Origin of the sequence: Pseudomonas saxonica, assembly GCF_007858365.1 — a bacterium.
GTDB lineage: Bacteria > Pseudomonadota > Gammaproteobacteria > Pseudomonadales > Pseudomonadaceae > Aquipseudomonas > Aquipseudomonas saxonica.
This window is the reverse complement of the sequence record NZ_VFIO01000008.1, coordinates 61,103-79,328: the sequence shown is the minus strand read 5'-3', so window position 1 is coordinate 79,328 and position 18,226 is coordinate 61,103. Positions and strand designations below refer to the sequence as shown.

Genomic DNA, 18,226 nt, shown 5'->3' with positions numbered 1-18,226 from the left:
GGCGGCTGTGCGTGGGAGACCTTCGGGTCTGCCGGGTTTCCTATTGTCCCGGTCCGTCAACCTGCGCACAGCTGCCACCCTAAATCGTTTGACGGCGGTTAGTGGTAGCTCCTCAACAATAGGAGTAATGCCAGATGCACGCTCTCAATCCGTTCAAAAAATGCCCGACGCCTACTGTCGCCCTGCTCAACGTCCAACCCCTCGACGCAAAACGAGGTGCGCTATGAACATCTCACCGTTGATCAAAACCGTTGGCGGCGCCACCTTTGGCACCTGCAACGCAGAGAACCAGCGCCTGTTCAGCGTCATTGCCGGTGTCTCGGGCGAGGAAGCCCTGCAACACGCCTCTTTGCTGTTGAACTGCGTCAACAGACTCTCGTACCTGGGCGCCATGGACGATGGCCACGAAACCATGCGTTGGGCGTCGCACTACCTCAGCGAGATGGCGAAGGCGATCATTGATGACGTGACCCTGGGGCTGCAAGACATTCCCTAGCGGTGCGGGTTGAGCTCAAACCACGTGGGCAACCCTATCGCTACAAGGTGGGGTGGCGCCCTGCGGCTGACTAAAGCCTTGGCCGGTTACTAAACACTGATCACACCAGATTTGGCGGACAGTAATGGATCAGCAATAAACGGCGGATATCGACACTACCTTCACGGGGATCAGCGCCACCATTAAGTGTTGCCAGCGCTCCCTGGAGGTTGAGGTCTAGTAGCGCTGTGTGAGCAGAGCTGGATTGAGTACGTTGTAACCGCGCGCCTGCAAGACTCGAGGCAAAGTCCGCTCAATCGGGGTATCGGTGAGCAAAGACTGAGCGACCGCTGCCGCAATCAGTTTTGCTCTGGACTGGCCGTGACTACTCGAATCACCCTCAGCTGTCTCAGAGTACGCAATGCCTTTGCCCACTCGGTACATGCCACTGGGGGTATGCTCAAGAAAGGCGGGTTCCGCCAGCAGCTCACTAAGCTTTTTATCGATCTCCTGGGCATGTTCCACTCCAGCACTGGAAAGGTAGATCACCGCCTGGTCAGTACGACTGCCGAGGTTTTTCGGGCCCATGATCTTGGCCTGATGAAGCCACCCTCGATTGTCGTCACTGAACAACTGGGTCAGCGCCTTGGCAAGCTGATTAAAGTGCGCCTTATTGATATTGATGGTTAACCGCGCGCCCACTTTGGCGCGCGCAGCGTGGCGTTGTGCGAAGTCCTTGGGCAATACGCGAAAGGCTACAGCTCTCTGCAAAACGCTATCGGATTGCGAGGACAGGGCCACGGCCTCACTACCTTGCACCAAGATGTCGACGTTCTCAGCGCTAGTCGCCAGCGCCTTGATGTAGTCCACAAACTCCCGCTGTTCATTTTCATTCAGACCGCTGACATCGGCAGGCTTGTCGTGGCTGTAACGCATGTAAGCGAATTTCTCCACCCTATCTTCCAACAACTTCTGATAGCCAAGCGCCTCAGGTGTCCACCTTTTACCGTTCTCCCGGTAATTTCTTTTAATATCCTGGATCAGCACCTGTGCAGCAGATCGGCTGCTGATGTCTTTAAATGCTCCTTGCGCAAGAAGTAGCAACGATTGATAGCTATTGTTAGACGTCGGGGTGTTAAGCGTCGTGGGGTGTTTTTCCGGCAGTGCCGATCCTGATGGCCGAAGCTCAGTTGTGCTGTACGTTGTCTGTCGCGGAACGCCCAATGATTCTCCGGAGTTCATCACTGGGTTATGAAGAAGTGACGGGGGTTTCGCAGATGAAGTGATATTTAGATAGGCTGTTCCTAGATCCAGTTTCGTCACGCTCGACGAGTTCGCGTCCGCGAAATCTTCTCGTGATGCCTCGTGATGCTTGGCCCTCTTACGCTTATCCTGTGACTCATACACGTAGCCTGACGACGATATGATTCGTTTCACGTAAGCCTCCATTCGTTCGGTCGCACCACCTGGCTTCGACGTTTACTGCCGCGCCGCAAGTCAGGGACGATATCGAACCACGGCTGAATTCCCGGAGGCGTTGAACAATTCATCGGCTCACGCCTTTCATTAAAAACTAGCCTAGATTCCGTATTCTGCCCAGTCAGTCACAATGACTGACTTGACGCTACGCCACAGGGCTACGTTGAAACTGATTACGAGGTAAGGGACTTATAACGAATGAGTCGAAGCGTGAGGGATAAATATTTTCACCCTTGATCTGCAGATCCACTCTAACTATATTTGAATCTGCAGACTCATCATCAGGAGAGAATAATGACCACCACTCACTATGCCCAAGCCTTCACCAAAGATCAGTGCGTGGTCGGACTTCGAGTGGCTGTGAATATTCTCGAAAAATGGCAGGCATCGAGTGAACAGGCCTGCCGTATTTTACGAATCTCTCGCAGCACCTATACCCGTGCCAAACAGCGCGACGCAGAGTGGTCTGTGGGGCTGGATTCAGATCAAATGCAGCGGATCAGTTTCGTACTGAATATTCATGCAGCACTTCGCCTTGTCTTCGATAACCCCGAGAACGTCTATGGCTTTCCAGCCATGGCCAACAATAATGACTTTTTCAATGGCCGCACCCCGCTGGAGATCATGTCACAGGGAGACATGATCTCTCTGTACGAAACCTTTCGCCGGATTGATGTGCTGCGCGGTTCGCAATGGTGATTTTGAGTGAGTTGGCGAATCTTCACACAGAGCAGTTGCAAGCCTATCGTTTGGTCAACTCAAAATTCCCGCCCATTGCCCTGTTCGACGATGTTGCCGGTGCTGACGAATTCGATGCCCTCTATCAGATTCAGGCGTTGACCAATCCCAGGCTGCAAAATGAGATCGGTCGTATCGAGTTAATACCGCGGGCAGAGATTCCGTTTGGTATCACGGGCTGCTCTTATGCGACTGCTCCGTTCACTCATGTCAACCCGCAGGGTTCACGCTTCAGCAATGGCAGCTTCGGTGTGTTGTACCTTGCAGCCACGATGGAAGCGGCACTGGCGGAGGTCCATTATCACCAGGATAAATATTGGTCCAACGTCCATGGCCTCAATTACGAGCGCTTCGTTTTTCGGGGACTTCGCTGTTCGTTTACTGAGGAATCAATGAAGGACGCGACTTCGCTCCCTATGAGCGATCCAATCTACGACCCTGACGATTACACGTATGCTCGTTCTCTGGGCAAGGCCGTAAAAGACGCCGGATACAAGGGGCTTCGATACAACTCTGTACGCTCGCAAGGAAGCTACTGCTGGGCGCTCATGACCCCAAAAACTGTCTCATCGATTGTTCAATCAGCCCATTACGAGATGATCTGGAATGGGCAAATCACGAGCGTAAACAAAGTCAGCGAAGCCTGAGCGCATTACAAACAACGAAGCCAGGTGCAGCGCGACCTTCCCCCTCCCCTGCTACAACACCTTTGGCACAGACTCAATGTCCTTCTTAGCAGTTATGCATTAATGCTGGACCTTCACTCGCCTGTAAATAGAGGCTGAGTTGAACATGAATAGGCCACGCCTGAGACACAGCCACCCATTCGTTTGATCGAACAATCGCCAGAACTCCAAGACGTCTGCACGTCTGCAAGGAAATGAACGGTTTAAAACCGCACGTCTCGCCAAATCTCAGGCACAAAAAAGCCGGTAAACCCTGAGGATTTGACCGGCTGTTTTGGTGTAGCGATATGGTGGGTCGTGTGGGATTCGAACCTACGACCAATTGGTTAAAAGCCAACTGCTCTACCAACTGAGCTAACGACCCGCTTCGTTGTGGGGCGTATAATACTGATTTTTAAGGATAATTCAACACTTTGTTGGATTTAATTTCGAAAACCTTCAAAAGTAACGGGTAGGATCGGCGATTCCTGCGTCTGCAAAGCCTTGCGCGCGCAGTCGGCAGCTATCGCATTTACCGCATGCACGGCCTTGCACGTCGGCCTGGTAGCAAGAAACGGTCAATGAATAATCCACTCCCAGCTTTGTACCTGCCGCGACGATTTGCCCCTTGCTCAGGTTTTGCAGCGGCGCCTGGATGCGAAAACCATTGCCCTCTACACCCGCTTTGGTCGCCAGATTCGCCATGACTTCGAACGCTTCAACAAACTCGGGACGGCAATCGGGGTAGCCCGAGTAATCCACCGCATTAACACCGATAAAGATATCTCGCGCTTGCAGGACTTCTGCCCAGCCTAATGCCAGCGACAGGAACACGGTGTTACGTGCCGGCACGTAGGTCACCGGAATGCCCTCACCCAAGGTTTCGGGCACATCAATTGAGCTGTCGGTGAGCGCAGAGCCGCCAATACCATCAAGGTTGAGGCCTATCACTTTGTGCTCAATGACGCCCAGGTCGCGGGCAACTCGCGCAGCAGCCTCAAGCTCGGAGCGATGGCGCTGCCCGTAGTCAAAGCTCATGGTGTAGCAGCTGTAGCCTTCAGCACGAGCCATGGCTACAACCGTGGCCGAGTCAAGGCCGCCTGACAGCAGAATGACAGCGCGTTTTTGCGTAGTAGCAGTTTGTTCAGTCATATCAGCGCCCCGGCTCGTCGTTCCAAAGATATTTGTGCAATTGCATTTGCAAACGCACTGGCAAGTTATCCGCCACGATCCAATCAGCCAGATCGCTGGCTTTCAAATCATGGTGACTGGGCGAAAATAGGACTTCACCTGCTCGGCGCTCAAGACCATATTCAATCAGCTTGGAAACCGCCCAGTCGTAATCCTCGCGCGAGCAAATCACGAATTTCACCTGATCATTTGCAGTCAACAGGCCGATATTTTCGTAAAGATTGCGATGGGACTCTTTTGAACCCGGCGTCTTAAGGTCGAGAACACGACTCACGCGGGTGTCGACTGCCGATATGTCCAATGCTCCGCTGGTTTCAATGGACACCTCATAACCGGCGTCGCAGAGCTGTTTGAGCAAAGGAATGGCATTGGGCTGCGCCAGGGGCTCGCCGCCGGTTACGCACACGTAACGCGGGCGGAAATCGGCCACTTGCTCAAGAATGCTGTCGAGGGTGCGGACTGTGCCGCCACTGAACGCATACGCACTGTCGCAATATTGACAGCGCAGAGGGCATCCCGTCAGGCGTACAAAAACGGTAGGCAGGCCAGCCGTTCGCGTTTCACCCTGCAAGGAGTAAAAAACTTCGGTAATTCTTAATGTGTCTTGCATATCCGCCACGGGCGTAACAGCTAAACAGGCTGTCCGCCTCCGTCAGGCACTCCAAAGAATCTGCCTACGCAGGACTCAAAAGAGCGTATTTCATAAAAGGGCGTGGATTCTAACGAAAAAACCCGCGATAAGCGCGGGTTTCTCGATGAAAGCCAACTACAGGTTACATGCGCTGCAAGTCACGCTGCGCCAATTGGGCAGCAGAAGTACCTGGGTACTGGGCTACAACTTGCTGCAAAATGCCTTTCACCTTGTCGGTATGACCAAGACGGCGCTCGACATCAGCCAGCTTGTAAAGGGAGTCAGGCACTTTTGCATGTTTCGGGTAAAGCTGGCTTACCTTGGCGAACGCTTGGCCAGCGGCTTGAAGATCGCCTTTGGCCAGGTTCACTTCGCCCAACCAGTATTGGGCATTGCCCGCATACTGGCTATTAGGGTATTTGCGCAGAAAGGCTGTAAATGCCTGACTGGCCTTGTCGAAATCCTTGGCTTTGATCAAGTCGAAAGCAGCATCGTAATAGAGCTTTTCTTTCGCCGGATCGCCGGGTTCCGAGCTGGCAGCCACCTGAGGCGCAGGCGCTGCACTATTGCCGGCGGTAGAAGCACCACCCGCAGAAGAATTATCAGGAGCGGCGGCAGGAGCAACGCCAGATCCAATGCGACGATCAAGTTCCTGGTATCGCTCCAGGTTTTCTTGTTTCATGCGCGAAACATCATTCTGCAGAACTTCGATCACACCCTGTTGGCGCGCAATCTGCTCCTGCATTTGTTGCAACTGGTTGAACAGCTCGCCCTGTGCCGAGACAGGGGCCGAAACCCCTCCCCCGGCATAGGCGCCGCTCGCACCGTAACCCGTTGACGGATAACTCCCCCCGCTATTGTTATAGCCAGAGTTGTCATCGACCACAGGAACCGCAGCCCATACCGCTAGCGGCATGAGGCTGAGAGTCAGAATAGTTACAGCACGGCGGCACGTTCGCATGACGAATTACTTACGCAGTTCGACGCGACGGTTTTGAGCCCACGACTGTTCGTCGTTGCCAGTAGCGATTGGACGCTCTTTACCGTAGGACACCAGCTCCAGCTGTGCTGGAGAAACGCCTTGCAGAACCAGGTAGCGTTGAACGGCTTTCGCACGACGCTCGCCCAGTGCCATGTTGTACTCACGAGTACCACGGGCGTCAGTGTTACCTTCCAGAACAACGCGAGCGCCGTTAGCTTTCAGGTCTTTCGCGTGAACATCCAGAGCACGCATTGCTTCTGGTTTCAGGTCCGAAGAATCGTATTCGAAGTAGAAAACAGTGATAGCGCGCAGAGCAGCTTCTTCGCTCAGGGAACCATCAACAGCGCCAGTGTTTGCGCCGTAACCAGCGTTTGGATCAACAGCAGCGCCTTCACCGGCATTGTCGCCGCCTTTGGACGAGCAACCTACAGCTACAGCCATGGCCAGTGCCAGCGCAGCGAATTTACCAAACTTCAGCATTTCCATCGTAAAACTCCTAATGAACCCCAAGTGTTATATGCAACGTACAGCTATCACCACGTCAGTTCAGGTAAGGGGACCAGGAAGGTTCTCTGACTTCGCCTTGAGCGGTAGGAAGAGGGAGCCTTACGCGTCCGTTAATAGACACGAGCATCAAGACTCCCCGGCCCTGATCACGGGTGGCGTAGATTACCATGGTGCCGTTGGGCGCAACAGTAGCTGACTCGTCAAGGTTGGTATTAGTTAGGATTTTTACACTTCCACGCTGCAAATCTTGCGCTGCAACTCGGAAATTAGTGAAACCATCCTGACGGTGGATCATTACCAGGGTCTTTTCGTCAGCCGAAAGCTTCGGACTGGCGTTGTAGTTACCAATAAAGGTCACTCGTTCCGCGTTACCGCTACCGACGGTAGTTTTGTAGATTTGCGGCTTACCGCCACGGTCAGAGGTGAAATAGATGGTGTTGCCATCTTTACCCCAGAACGGTTCAGTATCAATTGCCGGGTTATTGGTTACGCGTGTGAGTTGGCGCGAAGCCAGTTCCATGACGTAAATCTCGGCGTTACCGTCTTTGGACAATACAAATGCCAGTCGAGAACCATCCGGCGACCAGGCAGGTGCACCATTTAGGCCTTCGAAGTTGGTGATCTGCTCACGCTTACCGGTATCAATGTTTTGCATAAAGATACGCGGACGCTTTTGCTCGAACGACACATAAGCAATACGTTTGCCATCAGGCGCAAAACGCGGCGACAGGATCGGCTCACGCGATTGCAGCAATGTTACGGCACGCGCACCATCGTAGTCCGAACGCTGCAGGGTGTAGCGGGTGTTAGTTGCGCTGGAACGCTCAGCCGTTACATAAAGTAGACGAGTTGAGAACGCACCTTTAATACCGGTCAGCTTTTCAAACGACTGATCAGAAATATAGTGCGCCATGTCACGCAACTGCTCAGTAGTACCCGACACACTGCCGGTCAATACTGGCTGTTCGGTCGCCACGTTGAACAAGGCATATTGCACCTGCAAACGTCCGCCGGCAGGCACAATGTTACCGACCATGACGTACTGGGCACCCAAGGCTTTCCAGTCACGGAAAATGACTTCGCTGGCCTGCGTCGGCATGCCAATCATGTTCTGCTTTGGAATCGGCGCGTAATAACCCGAGTTACGCAGGTCATTACCGATAATTTCAGCCATGTCATCAGGCAGAACGGTACCGCCCTGCCAGCCGAACGGCACTACTGCAATGGGTGTCGCCCGGTCGCTGCCACTGGTGACCAGAATGTTCTTTTCATCTGCCACTGCCATCCCTGCCAAGCAGCAGACAACAACCAACAGTCCTCGAAAAAGTTTAATCACAAGGCTAGATCCTCAGGTGTGAATGTCATCTTGAACGATCGATAAGGATTAAAATCGCTGGGCTTCATACCCTGCATCTCCGTTAAACGGCCAATGTTCTTGACCGCTGCCACAGCCGAACTGTCAAACGGACCATCACCACTGGACTTGGCAACTGTGACTGACGTTACAGTGCCATCCGGCAACATGCCGATTTGAAGAACAACTGTCATGTTCTTGCGAGCCGATGGCGGACGAGCCCACCCTTCTGCTGCACGAGCCCGAATCAGGTCATCGAAACTTCCGGCAACCTCATCACCCTGCTCATCGGCCAAAGCCTGCTGACGCTGCGGTGTATCGGAAAGCAAATCTGCCAAGGCCTGGGCCTTTTTCTCTTCGGTCGATTTGCGTGCTGCTTCTACGGCCTTTTTCTTGGCTGCATCGGCAGACGCTTTTTTCTTCGCATCTTCGGCGGCTTTCTTTTTCGCTTCGTCTGCTACGGCCTTTTTCTTGGCATCCTCAGCTGCTTTCTTGGCATCGTCGGCTTTCTTCTTCGCATCGTCGGCCGCTTTCTTCTTGGCGTCCTCAGCAGCCTTTTTCTTGGCTTCTTCTTCCGCGGCCTTCTTGGCCTCCTCCTCGGACTTCTTCTTGGCTATGTCCGCGAGTTTTTTCTCTTCGGCTTTTTTGGCTTCTGTTGCCTTTTTGGCATCATCGGCTTTTTTGGCGTCATCAGCCTTCTTGGCCTCATCCGCCTTTTTAGCTTCGCTCGCTTTGGCTTCGTCTGCCTTCTTGGCTTCAGCTGCTTTTTCAGCAGCCTCTTCTTTCTTTTGTTCGGCGGCTTTTACGGCTTCCTGCTCAACCTTTTTCTGTTCCATTTGTTCAACTTCAGTCTGGCGCGCGGCGGATTTCTTCGCCTCACCCGCAATCTTTTGATTGGTCTGGGTGGTCGCCCGACTTTTAGACTTCAATTGGTACAGGGTCGCTTGAACAATCGGCTTGGAGGGCGGCAGCTCTGGTGTCATGGCAAAGCTGGCGAACAGCATGCCAAAAATCAGAACGTGCAAACCTACCGCCCAGACTGTAGGCCAAAAATAATTTTCAGAGGCGGACGGCTCCCGCTGTTCGCGCATCAGGGAGCCTCGGTTATCAAGCCAACATTCCCGACCCCGGCTTTCTGCAAGCCGCCCATGGCACCCATCACCGCGCCGTAATCAACGGTTTTGTCGCCGCGGATAAAGACCTGAGTCTGCTTGCCACCTTCATTGCCTGCGCGAATGATTTTAGTCACGGCGTCAGTCATCTGCGGCAAGGTCATGGCCTTGTCCATCTGTTTTTCGGTGTCAACTTCGCTGCCAAGGTTCCAAAAGTAGGTCTTGTCAGCTTTGATCGAGATAGTCAGAACCTGAGTGTTGTTGTCCTGCGGCAAAGCCTCGCTGGAGACCTTGGGCAGATCAACCTTCACACCCTGGTTGAGCATCGGTGCCGTCACCATGAAAATGACGAGTAGCACCAACATCACGTCGATGTAGGGCACTACGTTCATTTCAGCGACCGGCTTGCGCTTTTTGCGAGCTCGAGCGATTAAAGCCATTGGAAATTACCTGCTTATTCTTCGCTGGTGTGCACTTTACGGTGCAGGATCGCCTGGAATTCATCGGCGAAGGTGTAGTAGCGGCTGATCAGGGTTTCACTGCGGGCGGCAAAGCGGTTGTAAGCGATTACCGCCGGGATGGCAGCAAACAGACCGATAGCAGTCGCAATCAGGGCCTCGGCAATACCGGGAGCAACAGTCGCCAACGTGGCCTGCTGTGCGGTAGCCAGGCCGCGGAAGGAGTTCATGATGCCCCATACCGTACCAAACAGACCGATGTAAGGGCTTACGGAACCGACAGTGGCCAGGAACGGCAAGCTCTGCTCCAGCTTTTCTTCTTCACGGGAAATCGCAACGCGCATGGCCCGTGCGACTCCTTCCATTACCGCTTCCGGGTCGACACCCGACTGCTGACGCAGACGAGAAAACTCTTTGAAACCGGCGCGGAAAATTTGTTCAACGCCCGAATCAGGGTCCGGATTGCTACCCGCTTGACGATACAGCTTTGACAGATCGATACCCGACCAGAAGCGCTCCTCAAAGCTTTCCAGGGCACGTCGACCGGCGCGCAACATAGTGCTGCGCTGAAAAATCATGACCCACGAGGTAACCGATGCGGCCAGCAGGGTCAACATTACCAACTGCACTACAATGCTGGCATTGCTGACCAAGCTCCACATGGAGGAATGGTCGACGACGTTAGCTTCCACGCTGTATCTCCTGCTCTAAATGTTTACCCGTGCCGCTCACGTCGGCAAAGGCCGTACGTAAAGCTTCGGGAATGGCCCGGGGCTTAAAACTATCGGCGCGCACACAGGCCACCAAAAACTGCCCTTCACAGAGCAGCGTTGCATCCGCCGCTCGCCACACCTGCTGCTTGAAACGCAGACTGGCCCGGTTGAGTTCTATCACTTGCGCGCTAATCAACAGTTCGTCGTCCAGTCGCGCCGGTGCGTGGTAACGCGCCTCGCTGGAATGCACGACAAATAACAGGTTCTCGCCTGCCAGCTCGGACTGGGAAAACCCCAATTCCCGCAGCCTTTCAGTTCGAGCCCGCTCCATAAACTTTAGGTAATTTACGTAATACACGACGCCACCCGCATCGGTGTCTTCGTAATAAACGCGACATCGATGTGCGAACGGCTCAAGCCTGTTTTGCGCGCGCATACTCTAGTGCTTACTCCTCAGGTTGCCAATCCGCCAAACCACTGTTTTTTACGCTATTACGACTTTAAGACCGAAGATTTCAAGCGCCAGACCTTAGGACAGCAGAAACCCCAAAAAAATCGACTTTAAAATGCTTATTAATCGTCAGAAACGTTTAGAAACTCGTCTGCGACAGGCATGTCCCCCAGGCGCGACGGAATGTTAAGACCGAAGTGCAAGTAGGCATGCCGGGTAACCACCCGCCCCCGCGGCGTACGCATGATGTAACCCTGCTGAATCAGATACGGCTCAAGCACATCTTCAATGGTATGGCGCTCCTCGCTGATTGCCGCCGCCAGACTGTCCACACCCACCGGGCCACCATCGAACTTCTCAATCATAGTCAACAGCAAGCGTCTGTCCTGATGATCGAAACCATGCTCATCAACGTCCAGCAGGTTCAACGCCAGGTCTGCCACCGGCTTGGTGATGTGCCCCTTGGCACGTACCTCGGCAAAATCGCGCACCCGACGCAACAAACGGTTGGCGATTCGCGGTGTACCACGCGCGCGGCGCGCTATTTCATAAGCGCCTTCAGGGTCCAGGGGCAAACCGAAGATACCCGCTGAACGACTGACAATCGTCGCCAGATCGTCAGTGCTGTAAAACTCCAGCCGCTGCACAATCCCGAAACGGTCACGCAACGGGTTGGTCAACATCCCCGCACGCGTTGTTGCGCCTACCAGGGTGAACGGAGGCAGATCAAGCTTGATCGATCGCGCTGCGGGCCCCTCACCAATCATGATGTCCAGCTGGAAATCTTCCATTGCCGGGTACAGGACTTCTTCAACAATCGGCGACAAGCGATGAATTTCATCAATGAACAACACATCGTGCGGCTCAAGGTTAGTCAGCAATGCAGCCAGATCACCCGGCCGTTCCAGCACTGGCCCCGAGGTGCTTTTGATCGACACCCCCATTTCCTGAGCAATGATGTTGGCCAGCGTGGTCTTGCCCAGCCCTGGCGGGCCGAAAATCAAGGTATGGTCCAATGACTCTGAACGCCCGCGAGCCGCTTGAATGAACAGCTCCATTTGCTCTCGCACGGTGGGCTGGCCAATATAGTCGGCCAGACTCAAAGGCCTGATCGCACGATCCTGGACTTCTTCCCGGTCCCGTCCACTGGAAGCGGTTATCAAACGATCAGCTTCAATCACTTAAATCATTCCCTTAAGGGCGCGGCGAATCATGTCTTCACTGCTCAAAGTCTTGTCTTTGATGGCAGACACCGCCTTGCTGGCTTCCTGAGGCTTATACCCCAAAGAAATCAGGGCACTGACTGCATCACTTTCTGCGCTGGCCACTTGAACCGGCGAATCCGGCTGATTGGGCACCAGCGCAAACATGCTCGGCACTTGCTCCCACGCCTTAAAGCGATCCTTGAGTTCGACCAAAAGGCGCTCGGCCGTTTTCTTGCCGACACCCGGCACTTTGGTCAACGCAGACGTGTCCTGAGCCTGAACACAGCGTACAAGCTCATCCACTTCAAGACTGGACATCAAGGCCAACGCCAACTTGGGGCCCACGCCATTTAGCCGGATCAGCTCACGAAAAAAGTCGCGCTCGCGCTTACCAATAAAACCATAAAGCAACTGTGCGTCTTCGCGAACGACCAAGTGAGTATGCAGGGTGAGCGGCTCACCCAAGGACGGCAACCTATAGAGCGTGGTCATCGGCACTTCAAGCTCGTAGCCCAGGCCATTTACATCAAGAATCAGGTGCGGCGGCTGTTTTTCAGCCAAGGTGCCGCGCAAGCGTCCAATCACGTTTCAGATCCTTTTCTCTGGCCAGTACATTGGCTGACACCTAGAAGGACAAGGCTGCATCATTACGCAAAACACCCTGTCGGCAAGCTTAATAACATTAAAAACAGCTTCAAAGACGAAGGCGACCACCACGGCTGCGCGCCGCCCCAAGACCGTGAGGCAAAAGACTGGAGCGGGTATGCGCATGACACAGCGCGATGGCCAGAGCATCCGACGCATCGATCTGCGGCTTGGTGGTCAGCTTGAGCAAATGCATGACCATCATCATCACCTGCTCCTTGTTAGCCCCCCCCGTACCAGCCACTGCCTGCTTGACTTGAGTGGCGGAGTACTCTGCAATTTCCAGACTTTCTTCCGCGCCTGCCACTATAGCTGCGCCCCTCGCCTGCCCCAGTTTTAACGCTGAGTCGGCATTGCGGGCCATAAAAACTTTTTCGATGCCCATCGTCACGGGTCCGTAGGTCTGAATAACCTCTCGAACGCCGCGATAAACAATTTGTAACCGCTCGTGCAGTTCACCACTGCCTGTACGAATACAACCCGACGCCACATACACACAGCCACGGCCGGTGTCGCGCACCACGCCATAACCGGTGATTCGGGAGCCAGGATCAATACCAAGAATAAGAGTCATAACGCCTACAGCTTATGAAGTGACGCCCACCGGCACATACCCGGACAGCTTAAAGGCAGAAGCCGGAGGTGCACAGCGCCGCGATCATCGCGACGGTGCAGCTCCGGCTTTCAGGATCGGGAACAGCCCCTGGTATCAGGCTAGCTGTTCCAGCACCGCGTCAGGGATTTCAGCGTTGGAGTACACGTTTTGCACGTCATCCAGGTCTTCGAGCATATCGATCAACTTGAGCACTTTTTCGGCGCCCTCCAGATCCAGCTCGGCACTGGTGGTCGGCAGCATCACGATTTCGGCGTCTGCCGGCTTGAACCCTGCCGCTTCCAATGCATTACGCACCGCATAGAAACTGGTGAACGAGGTGAACACATCGATGGAACCGTCTTCATTAGTCACCACGTCGTCGGCATCCGCCTCCATCGCAGCTTCAATCAAGGCATCTTCATCTACACCCGCCACGTAGGAGATCTGGCCCTTGCGCTCGAACAGATAGGCCACTGAGCCATCAGTGCCCAGATTGCCGCCACATTTGCTGAATGCATGGCGGACAGCAGCGGCTGTGCGATTGCGATTGTCGGTCATGCACTCGACCATCACCGCAACGCCACCCGGACCATAGCCTTCGTAGCTCAGCTCGACCATATCATCAGTATCGGCGGCACCCGCACCACGGGCGACCGCACGATCAATAATATCGCGGCTCATGTTCGCACCAAGGGCTTTGTCCAGTGCCAGACGCAGGCGCGGGTTGGAGCCAGGATCGGCACCGCCCTGACGGGCAGCAACCGTCAGCTCACGAATCCACTTGGTGAAGATTTTGCCTTTTTTGGCATCCTGACGCTCTTTGCGGTGCTTGATGTTCGCCCACTTAGAATGACCTGCCATAACCTACTCCGAATCCTTTATGAAACCTTGCCGGCCCGGCACATGCCATGACCTGCAATAAAAATTCTCGACCCAATGACAAAGGCGCATCCGAAGATGCGCCCTTGGGGTCAGTCTTACTCAGCCTTAGGCTGTTCACGCAAACGGATATGCAGCTCGCGCAACGCTTTAGCGTCTACCGCGCCAGGCGCCTGAGTCATGACACAGGCAGCGCTTTGGGTTTTCGGGAAGGCAATCACTTCACGAATAGACTGAGCGCCAGTCATCAGCATCACCAGACGATCCAGACCGAAAGCCAAACCACCGTGCGGTGGAGCACCGTATTTCAAAGCGTCCAACAGGAAGCCGAACTTCTCTTCCTGCTCGGCTTCATCGATACCCAACAGACGGAACACAGCTTGCTGCATTTCCTTGCGGTGGATACGGATGGACCCGCCACCCAGTTCAGTACCGTTCAATACCATGTCGTAGGCACGGGACAGCGCGGTGGCCGGGCTGGCTGCCAGCTCTTCAGGGGAGCATTTTGGCGCAGTGAACGGGTGATGCAAGGCGCTGAAACTGCCGTCGTCGTTCTCTTCGAACATCGGGAAGTCCACAACCCACATCGGTGCCCACTCGCAGGTCAGCAGGTTCAAATCGTTACCGACCTTGATACGCAGTGCGCCCAGGGCTTCGCTAACGATTTTGGACTTGTCGGCGCCGAAGAACACGATATCGCCGTCAACTGCACCGACGCGATCAAGGATCACGTTGAGGTTCGCTTCCGGAATATTCTTGACGATAGGCGACTGCAGGCCTTCTACGCCTTTAGCGCGCTCGTTGACCTTGATGTATGCCAGGCCTTTAGCACCATAGATGCCAACAAACTTGGTGTAGTCGTCGATCTGCTTGCGCGGCATGCTCGCTGCGCCCGGAACACGCAGTGCAGCAATACGGCATTTAGGGTCATTGGCCGGGCCGCTGAACACCTTGAAGTCGACATCTTTAAGCTGATCGGCAACGTCCACCAGTTCTAGCGGGTTACGCAGGTCAGGCTTGTCGGAACCGTAACGGCGCATGGCTTCTTCAAAGGTCATGTGCGGGAATTCACCGAATTCCAGATCCAGCACTTCCTTGAACAGGTTGCGGATCATGCCTTCGGCCAGGCCCATGATGTCTTTTTCATCGAGGAAGCTGGTTTCGATGTCGATCTGAGTGAACTCAGGCTGACGATCGGCACGCAGGTCTTCGTCGCGGAAGCACTTGGCAATCTGGTAGTAACGGTCAAAACCGGCCACCATCAGCAGTTGTTTGAATAGCTGCGGCGATTGCGGCAGTGCGAAGAACGAACCCGCGTGGGTACGGCTCGGCACCAGATAGTCCCGCGCGCCTTCAGGAGTAGCACGGGTCAGGATAGGGGTTTCGACGTCCAGGAAGCCGTTTTCGTCGAGGTAACGACGAATGCTGGTAGTCATGCGCGAACGCAAACGCAGCTTTTCGAGCATCTCAGGGCGACGCAGATCGATAAAGCGGTAGCGCAGACGCGTTTCTTCGCCCACGTCAGAAAATTCGTTCAGCGGGAACGGTGGGGTCTCCGCTTCGTTCAGTACTTCAAGTTCATAGCCCAGCACTTCAATCATGCCCGATGCCATGTTGGTGTTGCCGGCACCGGCAGGACGCAAGCGCACCTTGCCCGTCACTTTAACTACGTATTCGCTGCGCACACGGTCGGCAGCGGCGAAGGTTTCAGCGCGGTCCGGGTCGAACACCACTTGGGCCAGACCATCACGATCACGGATATCGAGGAAAATCACCCCACCGTGGTCACGGCGACGATGAACCCATCCGCAAAGGGTAATTTCCTGGCCGTCCAGGCTTTCGTTCAGTTGGCCGCAATAATGGCTGCGCATCATGGTAGTGGTTTCACTTCTCGTAATTCGAAATTCGATGGAGGTCTTGCGCACCGTCGGTGCTGATAACACTGCAAGAGCCCGCTTGTGTTCAGACTGCCTTCGCCCGACCTCAGTCGGACTTGTCGCCACCTGCCAGATTCTTTTTCGAGCCTGTCTTGAAGTCTGTTTCATACCAGCCGGTGCCGCTTAAGCGAAAACCTGGCATGGACAGCATCTTCTTCAGCTCAGGAGCCTGACAGGCAGGACAATCAACCAGTGGCGAGTCACTGATTTTTTGAATGGCTTCCAGCTGATGACCGCAGGAAGCGCATTGGTAATCGTACATAGGCATCGGCGTATCTCGACAATCCGTTAGCGGCAACCCTATAGACAGAGGGCCACACAGCAAAGCGCGAGATTATATCTGGTAAATCGAGCTATTGCAGCCGCAGGAATCGCCATTGCGCTTCAAATGCACCATGAAATTCGAAAGAATACAAGCCATCGAACATCCCGGCTCGACCTGACACACCGGATCAAACCATAAATACCTGTCTAGGCGTCGCACTGTGCGAAGCGCGCGCAGCCTTCAGCAGATGCATGACGCAGACGACACGAATGAGGCCGCTAAAATTCTTAACACCGCCATGTCGCAGATGAATCTCTCTGTCGATGTAGGACAGCAGCGCGTTTATTGAGCACTCGTTACTTCGCGAAATGTCGGACAAGACATCCCAATAGACTTCCTCAAGCCTTAAACAGGTGGCGAAACCATTCAACCTTACCGACCTTGAAAGTGGCTTTGCCAAGGTCAAACCAAAATCAAGAATAACGGGATCTATTCTAACTCTCTGCAATAATCTGCCCCCTGTACTTTCCTGCCGCAATAATCGTCCCATACCAAAAATACTCCATTGCTACGCCATTAAAGTTAGTTATATTTTCCAATTGGACACACCTCATAAAACATTATGTAAAGGTTCTTATCCAGCAGACCTCACCCTCAAGACTGTAGGAGAGCTCTGGGTCAAACAGCAGAATACAATCACCCCGCACCTAGCCAGCGAAAGCCACCTACAGGGACACTCCAATAGAGAAAATGGCAGGCGCCCATCATCACGAACGCCTGCCATGGCGCTACAGGACAAACGTTGGACCTTGCTCTTCATTGGTTACTACCCTGGCAACTTTATTCATCACAACCCAGGTCCAACCTGCTGCTGTCTATATCTCTCTATTTCGCGGGGGTTTATTCGCACTAAAAGGCAGGACCATCACGCTCATCTGGCGCCGACACGATACAAAAACGACCAACGGTAATTATCCCTATCGAACCGACACTCATTCTCATAACCAAAGCGCTATCAACGGATTACCCAGACACCCGCAAAATGGAGCAAAACCCCTCTAGAACGGGAGCTTCCTCGAATAAGTGTCGACTCTGCCTGTAACCCGCGCGCACTCCCGAACACAACCCCGCCAATGCACTTAATTTGAGAAGGACTTGGCTTTGCTGTTAAATAGGCAGCGTGTCGCTCTCGCCAAGTCTCTGGCGACAGTGCATAGGCTGAAACCCGCACGTGCCTGACCTCTCCATTTTTTTCAAAACGAACCGTGCGCAATCAGCTCTTCCTTGCGATCCGTCTTAATGCGAGTTAATTGAAATGTTGAAAATCGTTCACCTGATAACGGGCGCAGCTGCCTTGCTGCTGTCCTTCATTCCTGGCCTTCAAGCCGACGCCGTACCTTACCTGCAACACAACGATGCTCTTTATCTGGCTTTTCTTGGCCTGCTCAACCTGACACTGGCTCCGGTCATTCCGTACTGGAACAAAGGCCCACGTCATCAACTGCAAAATTTGGTAAGCGCCCTGCTGGTGCTGTCTGTTGTTCTGCAAACGCTGACTTTGTTCGGCTTGCTGCTGCCGATCGGCGAACAACCGGCTGTCTTGCTTAGTCTGGTTCCTGCCGTGCTTGCCGTTGCACTGCACCTGATCATTAACCTCTATAAATCGTCGCCTGCTTCATCCTCGCAAAGTTATGACATGACCAACCGCGACACCGGGACTGTGAAGTGGTTTAACACCTCCAAGGGTTTCGGCTTTATTTCCCGAGATTCCGGCGATGACATTTTTGTCCACTTTCGCGCCATTCGCGGCGAAGGCCACCGAGTACTCGTGGAAGGACAACGTGTTGAGTTCTCAGTCATGAACCGTGACAAAGGCCTGCAAGCTGAAGATGTGATTGCGGCCCTGCCGCGCCGCTGATTCAAGCCTGAAAAAAAACCGCGACC

Annotated in this window: 21 protein-coding genes and 1 tRNA gene; 4 read left to right on the top strand and 18 right to left on the bottom strand. The window is 54.0% G+C overall.

All coding sequences use genetic code 11. The features are described from left to right. Window positions 1–223: 223 nt before the first annotated feature. Window positions 224–496 (top strand): DUF3077 domain-containing protein, encoded by a 273-nt coding sequence (locus FJD38_RS18330; protein ID WP_122783189.1) that lies wholly within the window; start codon window positions 224–226, stop codon window positions 494–496. A 216-nt stretch (window positions 497–712) separates the two neighbouring features. On the opposite strand, the gene FJD38_RS18325 is transcribed toward FJD38_RS18330, so the two are convergent. Next, window positions 713–1,912 (bottom strand): T3SS effector HopA1 family protein, encoded by a 1,200-nt coding sequence (locus FJD38_RS18325; RefSeq protein WP_146386757.1) that lies wholly within the window; start codon window positions 1,910–1,912, stop codon window positions 713–715. Between the two features lie 336 nt (window positions 1,913–2,248). On the opposite strand from FJD38_RS18325, the gene FJD38_RS18320 reads away from it, so the two are divergent. Both FJD38_RS18320 and FJD38_RS18315 read left to right on the top strand, forming a co-directional pair. Beyond that, entirely contained in the window at window positions 2,249–2,653 is a 405-nt protein-coding gene (locus tag FJD38_RS18320) for an antitoxin Xre-like helix-turn-helix domain-containing protein (RefSeq protein WP_146386755.1), read from the top strand. Then, complete coding sequence (locus tag FJD38_RS18315) at window positions 2,647–3,339, top strand: RES family NAD+ phosphorylase (RefSeq protein WP_146386753.1); 693 nt, start codon at window positions 2,647–2,649, stop codon at window positions 3,337–3,339. Before FJD38_RS18320 ends, FJD38_RS18315 begins: the two co-directional genes overlap by 7 nt. Window positions 3,340–3,666: 327 nt before the next feature. On the opposite strand, the gene FJD38_RS18310 is transcribed toward FJD38_RS18315, so the two are convergent. The 17 genes from FJD38_RS18310 to FJD38_RS18230 all read right to left on the bottom strand — a co-directional run bounded on the left by FJD38_RS18310 (window position 3,667) and on the right by FJD38_RS18230 (window position 16,832). Continuing rightward, window positions 3,667–3,742, bottom strand: a tRNA-Lys gene (locus tag FJD38_RS18310). A gap of 74 nt (window positions 3,743–3,816) precedes the next feature. Next, window positions 3,817–4,509 (bottom strand): 7-cyano-7-deazaguanine synthase QueC, encoded by a 693-nt coding sequence (gene queC, locus FJD38_RS18305; RefSeq protein WP_122783126.1) that lies wholly within the window; start codon window positions 4,507–4,509, stop codon window positions 3,817–3,819. 1 nt (window position 4,510) lies between these two features. After that, entirely contained in the window at window positions 4,511–5,158 is a 648-nt protein-coding gene (gene queE / locus FJD38_RS18300; RefSeq protein WP_146386751.1) for a 7-carboxy-7-deazaguanine synthase QueE, read from the bottom strand. A gap of 163 nt (window positions 5,159–5,321) precedes the next feature. Beyond that, window positions 5,322–6,140 (bottom strand): tol-pal system protein YbgF, encoded by an 819-nt coding sequence (gene ybgF / locus FJD38_RS18295; protein WP_122783124.1) that lies wholly within the window; start codon window positions 6,138–6,140, stop codon window positions 5,322–5,324. 6 nt (window positions 6,141–6,146) lie between these two features. After that, complete coding sequence (gene pal / locus FJD38_RS18290; protein WP_003441254.1) at window positions 6,147–6,647, bottom strand: peptidoglycan-associated lipoprotein Pal; 501 nt, start codon at window positions 6,645–6,647, stop codon at window positions 6,147–6,149. 55 nt (window positions 6,648–6,702) lie between these two features. Beyond that, window positions 6,703–7,953: a Tol-Pal system beta propeller repeat protein TolB gene (tolB, locus tag FJD38_RS18285; RefSeq protein ID WP_240891870.1), complete on the bottom strand. Its 1,251-nt coding sequence runs from the start codon at window positions 7,951–7,953 to the stop codon at window positions 6,703–6,705. 47 nt (window positions 7,954–8,000) lie between these two features. Beyond that, on the bottom strand, window positions 8,001–9,113 hold the full coding sequence (gene tolA / locus FJD38_RS18280; RefSeq protein WP_146386749.1) for a cell envelope integrity protein TolA: 1,113 nt from the start codon (window positions 9,111–9,113) through the stop codon (window positions 8,001–8,003). Then, complete coding sequence (gene tolR, locus FJD38_RS18275; RefSeq protein WP_167654288.1) at window positions 9,113–9,565, bottom strand: protein TolR; 453 nt, start codon at window positions 9,563–9,565, stop codon at window positions 9,113–9,115. Before tolR ends, tolA begins: the two co-directional genes overlap by 1 nt. A 23-nt stretch (window positions 9,566–9,588) precedes the next feature. Beyond that, window positions 9,589–10,284 (bottom strand): protein TolQ, encoded by a 696-nt coding sequence (tolQ, locus tag FJD38_RS18270; protein WP_122783120.1) that lies wholly within the window; start codon window positions 10,282–10,284, stop codon window positions 9,589–9,591. Then, window positions 10,274–10,741 (bottom strand): tol-pal system-associated acyl-CoA thioesterase, encoded by a 468-nt coding sequence (gene ybgC / locus FJD38_RS18265; protein WP_122783119.1) that lies wholly within the window; start codon window positions 10,739–10,741, stop codon window positions 10,274–10,276. The genes tolQ and ybgC overlap by 11 nt, the downstream gene beginning before the upstream one ends. A 137-nt stretch (window positions 10,742–10,878) precedes the next feature. Then, window positions 10,879–11,937 (bottom strand): Holliday junction branch migration DNA helicase RuvB, encoded by a 1,059-nt coding sequence (gene ruvB / locus FJD38_RS18260; RefSeq protein WP_122783118.1) that lies wholly within the window; start codon window positions 11,935–11,937, stop codon window positions 10,879–10,881. After that, entirely contained in the window at window positions 11,938–12,546 is a 609-nt protein-coding gene (ruvA, locus tag FJD38_RS18255; protein ID WP_122783117.1) for a Holliday junction branch migration protein RuvA, read from the bottom strand. 109 nt (window positions 12,547–12,655) lie between these two features. Continuing rightward, a complete protein-coding gene (gene ruvC / locus FJD38_RS18250; RefSeq protein WP_003441230.1) occupies window positions 12,656–13,180 on the bottom strand; it encodes a crossover junction endodeoxyribonuclease RuvC in 525 nt (174 codons plus the stop codon). A gap of 135 nt (window positions 13,181–13,315) precedes the next feature. Continuing rightward, window positions 13,316–14,062, bottom strand: coding sequence for a YebC/PmpR family DNA-binding transcriptional regulator (locus tag FJD38_RS18245; protein WP_122783116.1), 747 nt, complete (start codon window positions 14,060–14,062; stop codon window positions 13,316–13,318). 116 nt (window positions 14,063–14,178) lie between these two features. Beyond that, on the bottom strand, window positions 14,179–15,954 hold the full coding sequence (aspS, locus tag FJD38_RS18240) for an aspartate--tRNA ligase (RefSeq protein ID WP_146386747.1): 1,776 nt from the start codon (window positions 15,952–15,954) through the stop codon (window positions 14,179–14,181). Between the two features lie 109 nt (window positions 15,955–16,063). Beyond that, window positions 16,064–16,285 (bottom strand): FmdB family zinc ribbon protein, encoded by a 222-nt coding sequence (locus FJD38_RS18235; protein ID WP_003441220.1) that lies wholly within the window; start codon window positions 16,283–16,285, stop codon window positions 16,064–16,066. A gap of 184 nt (window positions 16,286–16,469) precedes the next feature. Then, complete coding sequence (locus FJD38_RS18230) at window positions 16,470–16,832, bottom strand: ribbon-helix-helix domain-containing protein (RefSeq protein WP_122783114.1); 363 nt, start codon at window positions 16,830–16,832, stop codon at window positions 16,470–16,472. Window positions 16,833–17,597: 765 nt separating this feature from the next. On the opposite strand from FJD38_RS18230, the gene FJD38_RS25020 reads away from it, so the two are divergent. Then, a complete protein-coding gene (locus FJD38_RS25020) occupies window positions 17,598–18,200 on the top strand; it encodes a cold-shock protein (RefSeq protein WP_122783113.1) in 603 nt (200 codons plus the stop codon). Window positions 18,201–18,226 lie beyond the last annotated feature (26 nt).

What these genes read in the sequence shown, in the direction of transcription:
- tolB (WP_240891870.1), bottom strand. Translation starts at nt 7,953, where the DNA reads ATGGCAGTGGCAGATGAAAAGAACATTCTGGTCACCAGTGGCAGCGAC.
- FJD38_RS18235 (WP_003441220.1), bottom strand. Translation starts at nt 16,285, where the DNA reads ATGCCTATGTACGATTACCAATGCGCTTCCTGCGGTCATCAGCTGGAA.
- ybgC (WP_122783119.1), bottom strand. Translation starts at nt 10,741, where the DNA reads ATGCGCGCGCAAAACAGGCTTGAGCCGTTCGCACATCGATGTCGCGTT.
- pal (WP_003441254.1), bottom strand. Translation starts at nt 6,647, where the DNA reads ATGGAAATGCTGAAGTTTGGTAAATTCGCTGCGCTGGCACTGGCCATG.
- FJD38_RS18315 (WP_146386753.1), top strand. Translation starts at nt 2,647, where the DNA reads ATGGTGATTTTGAGTGAGTTGGCGAATCTTCACACAGAGCAGTTGCAA.
- FJD38_RS18320 (WP_146386755.1), top strand. Translation starts at nt 2,249, where the DNA reads ATGACCACCACTCACTATGCCCAAGCCTTCACCAAAGATCAGTGCGTG.
- FJD38_RS18330 (WP_122783189.1), top strand. Translation starts at nt 224, where the DNA reads ATGAACATCTCACCGTTGATCAAAACCGTTGGCGGCGCCACCTTTGGC.
- FJD38_RS18230 (WP_122783114.1), bottom strand. Translation starts at nt 16,832, where the DNA reads ATGGGACGATTATTGCGGCAGGAAAGTACAGGGGGCAGATTATTGCAG.
- queE (WP_146386751.1), bottom strand. Translation starts at nt 5,158, where the DNA reads ATGCAAGACACATTAAGAATTACCGAAGTTTTTTACTCCTTGCAGGGT.
- queC (WP_122783126.1), bottom strand. Translation starts at nt 4,509, where the DNA reads ATGACTGAACAAACTGCTACTACGCAAAAACGCGCTGTCATTCTGCTG.
- aspS (WP_146386747.1), bottom strand. Translation starts at nt 15,954, where the DNA reads ATGATGCGCAGCCATTATTGCGGCCAACTGAACGAAAGCCTGGACGGC.
- FJD38_RS25020 (WP_122783113.1), top strand. Translation starts at nt 17,598, where the DNA reads ATGTTGAAAATCGTTCACCTGATAACGGGCGCAGCTGCCTTGCTGCTG.
- ybgF (WP_122783124.1), bottom strand. Translation starts at nt 6,140, where the DNA reads ATGCGAACGTGCCGCCGTGCTGTAACTATTCTGACTCTCAGCCTCATG.
- FJD38_RS18245 (WP_122783116.1), bottom strand. Translation starts at nt 14,062, where the DNA reads ATGGCAGGTCATTCTAAGTGGGCGAACATCAAGCACCGCAAAGAGCGT.
- ruvC (WP_003441230.1), bottom strand. Translation starts at nt 13,180, where the DNA reads ATGACTCTTATTCTTGGTATTGATCCTGGCTCCCGAATCACCGGTTAT.
- tolA (WP_146386749.1), bottom strand. Translation starts at nt 9,113, where the DNA reads ATGCGCGAACAGCGGGAGCCGTCCGCCTCTGAAAATTATTTTTGGCCT.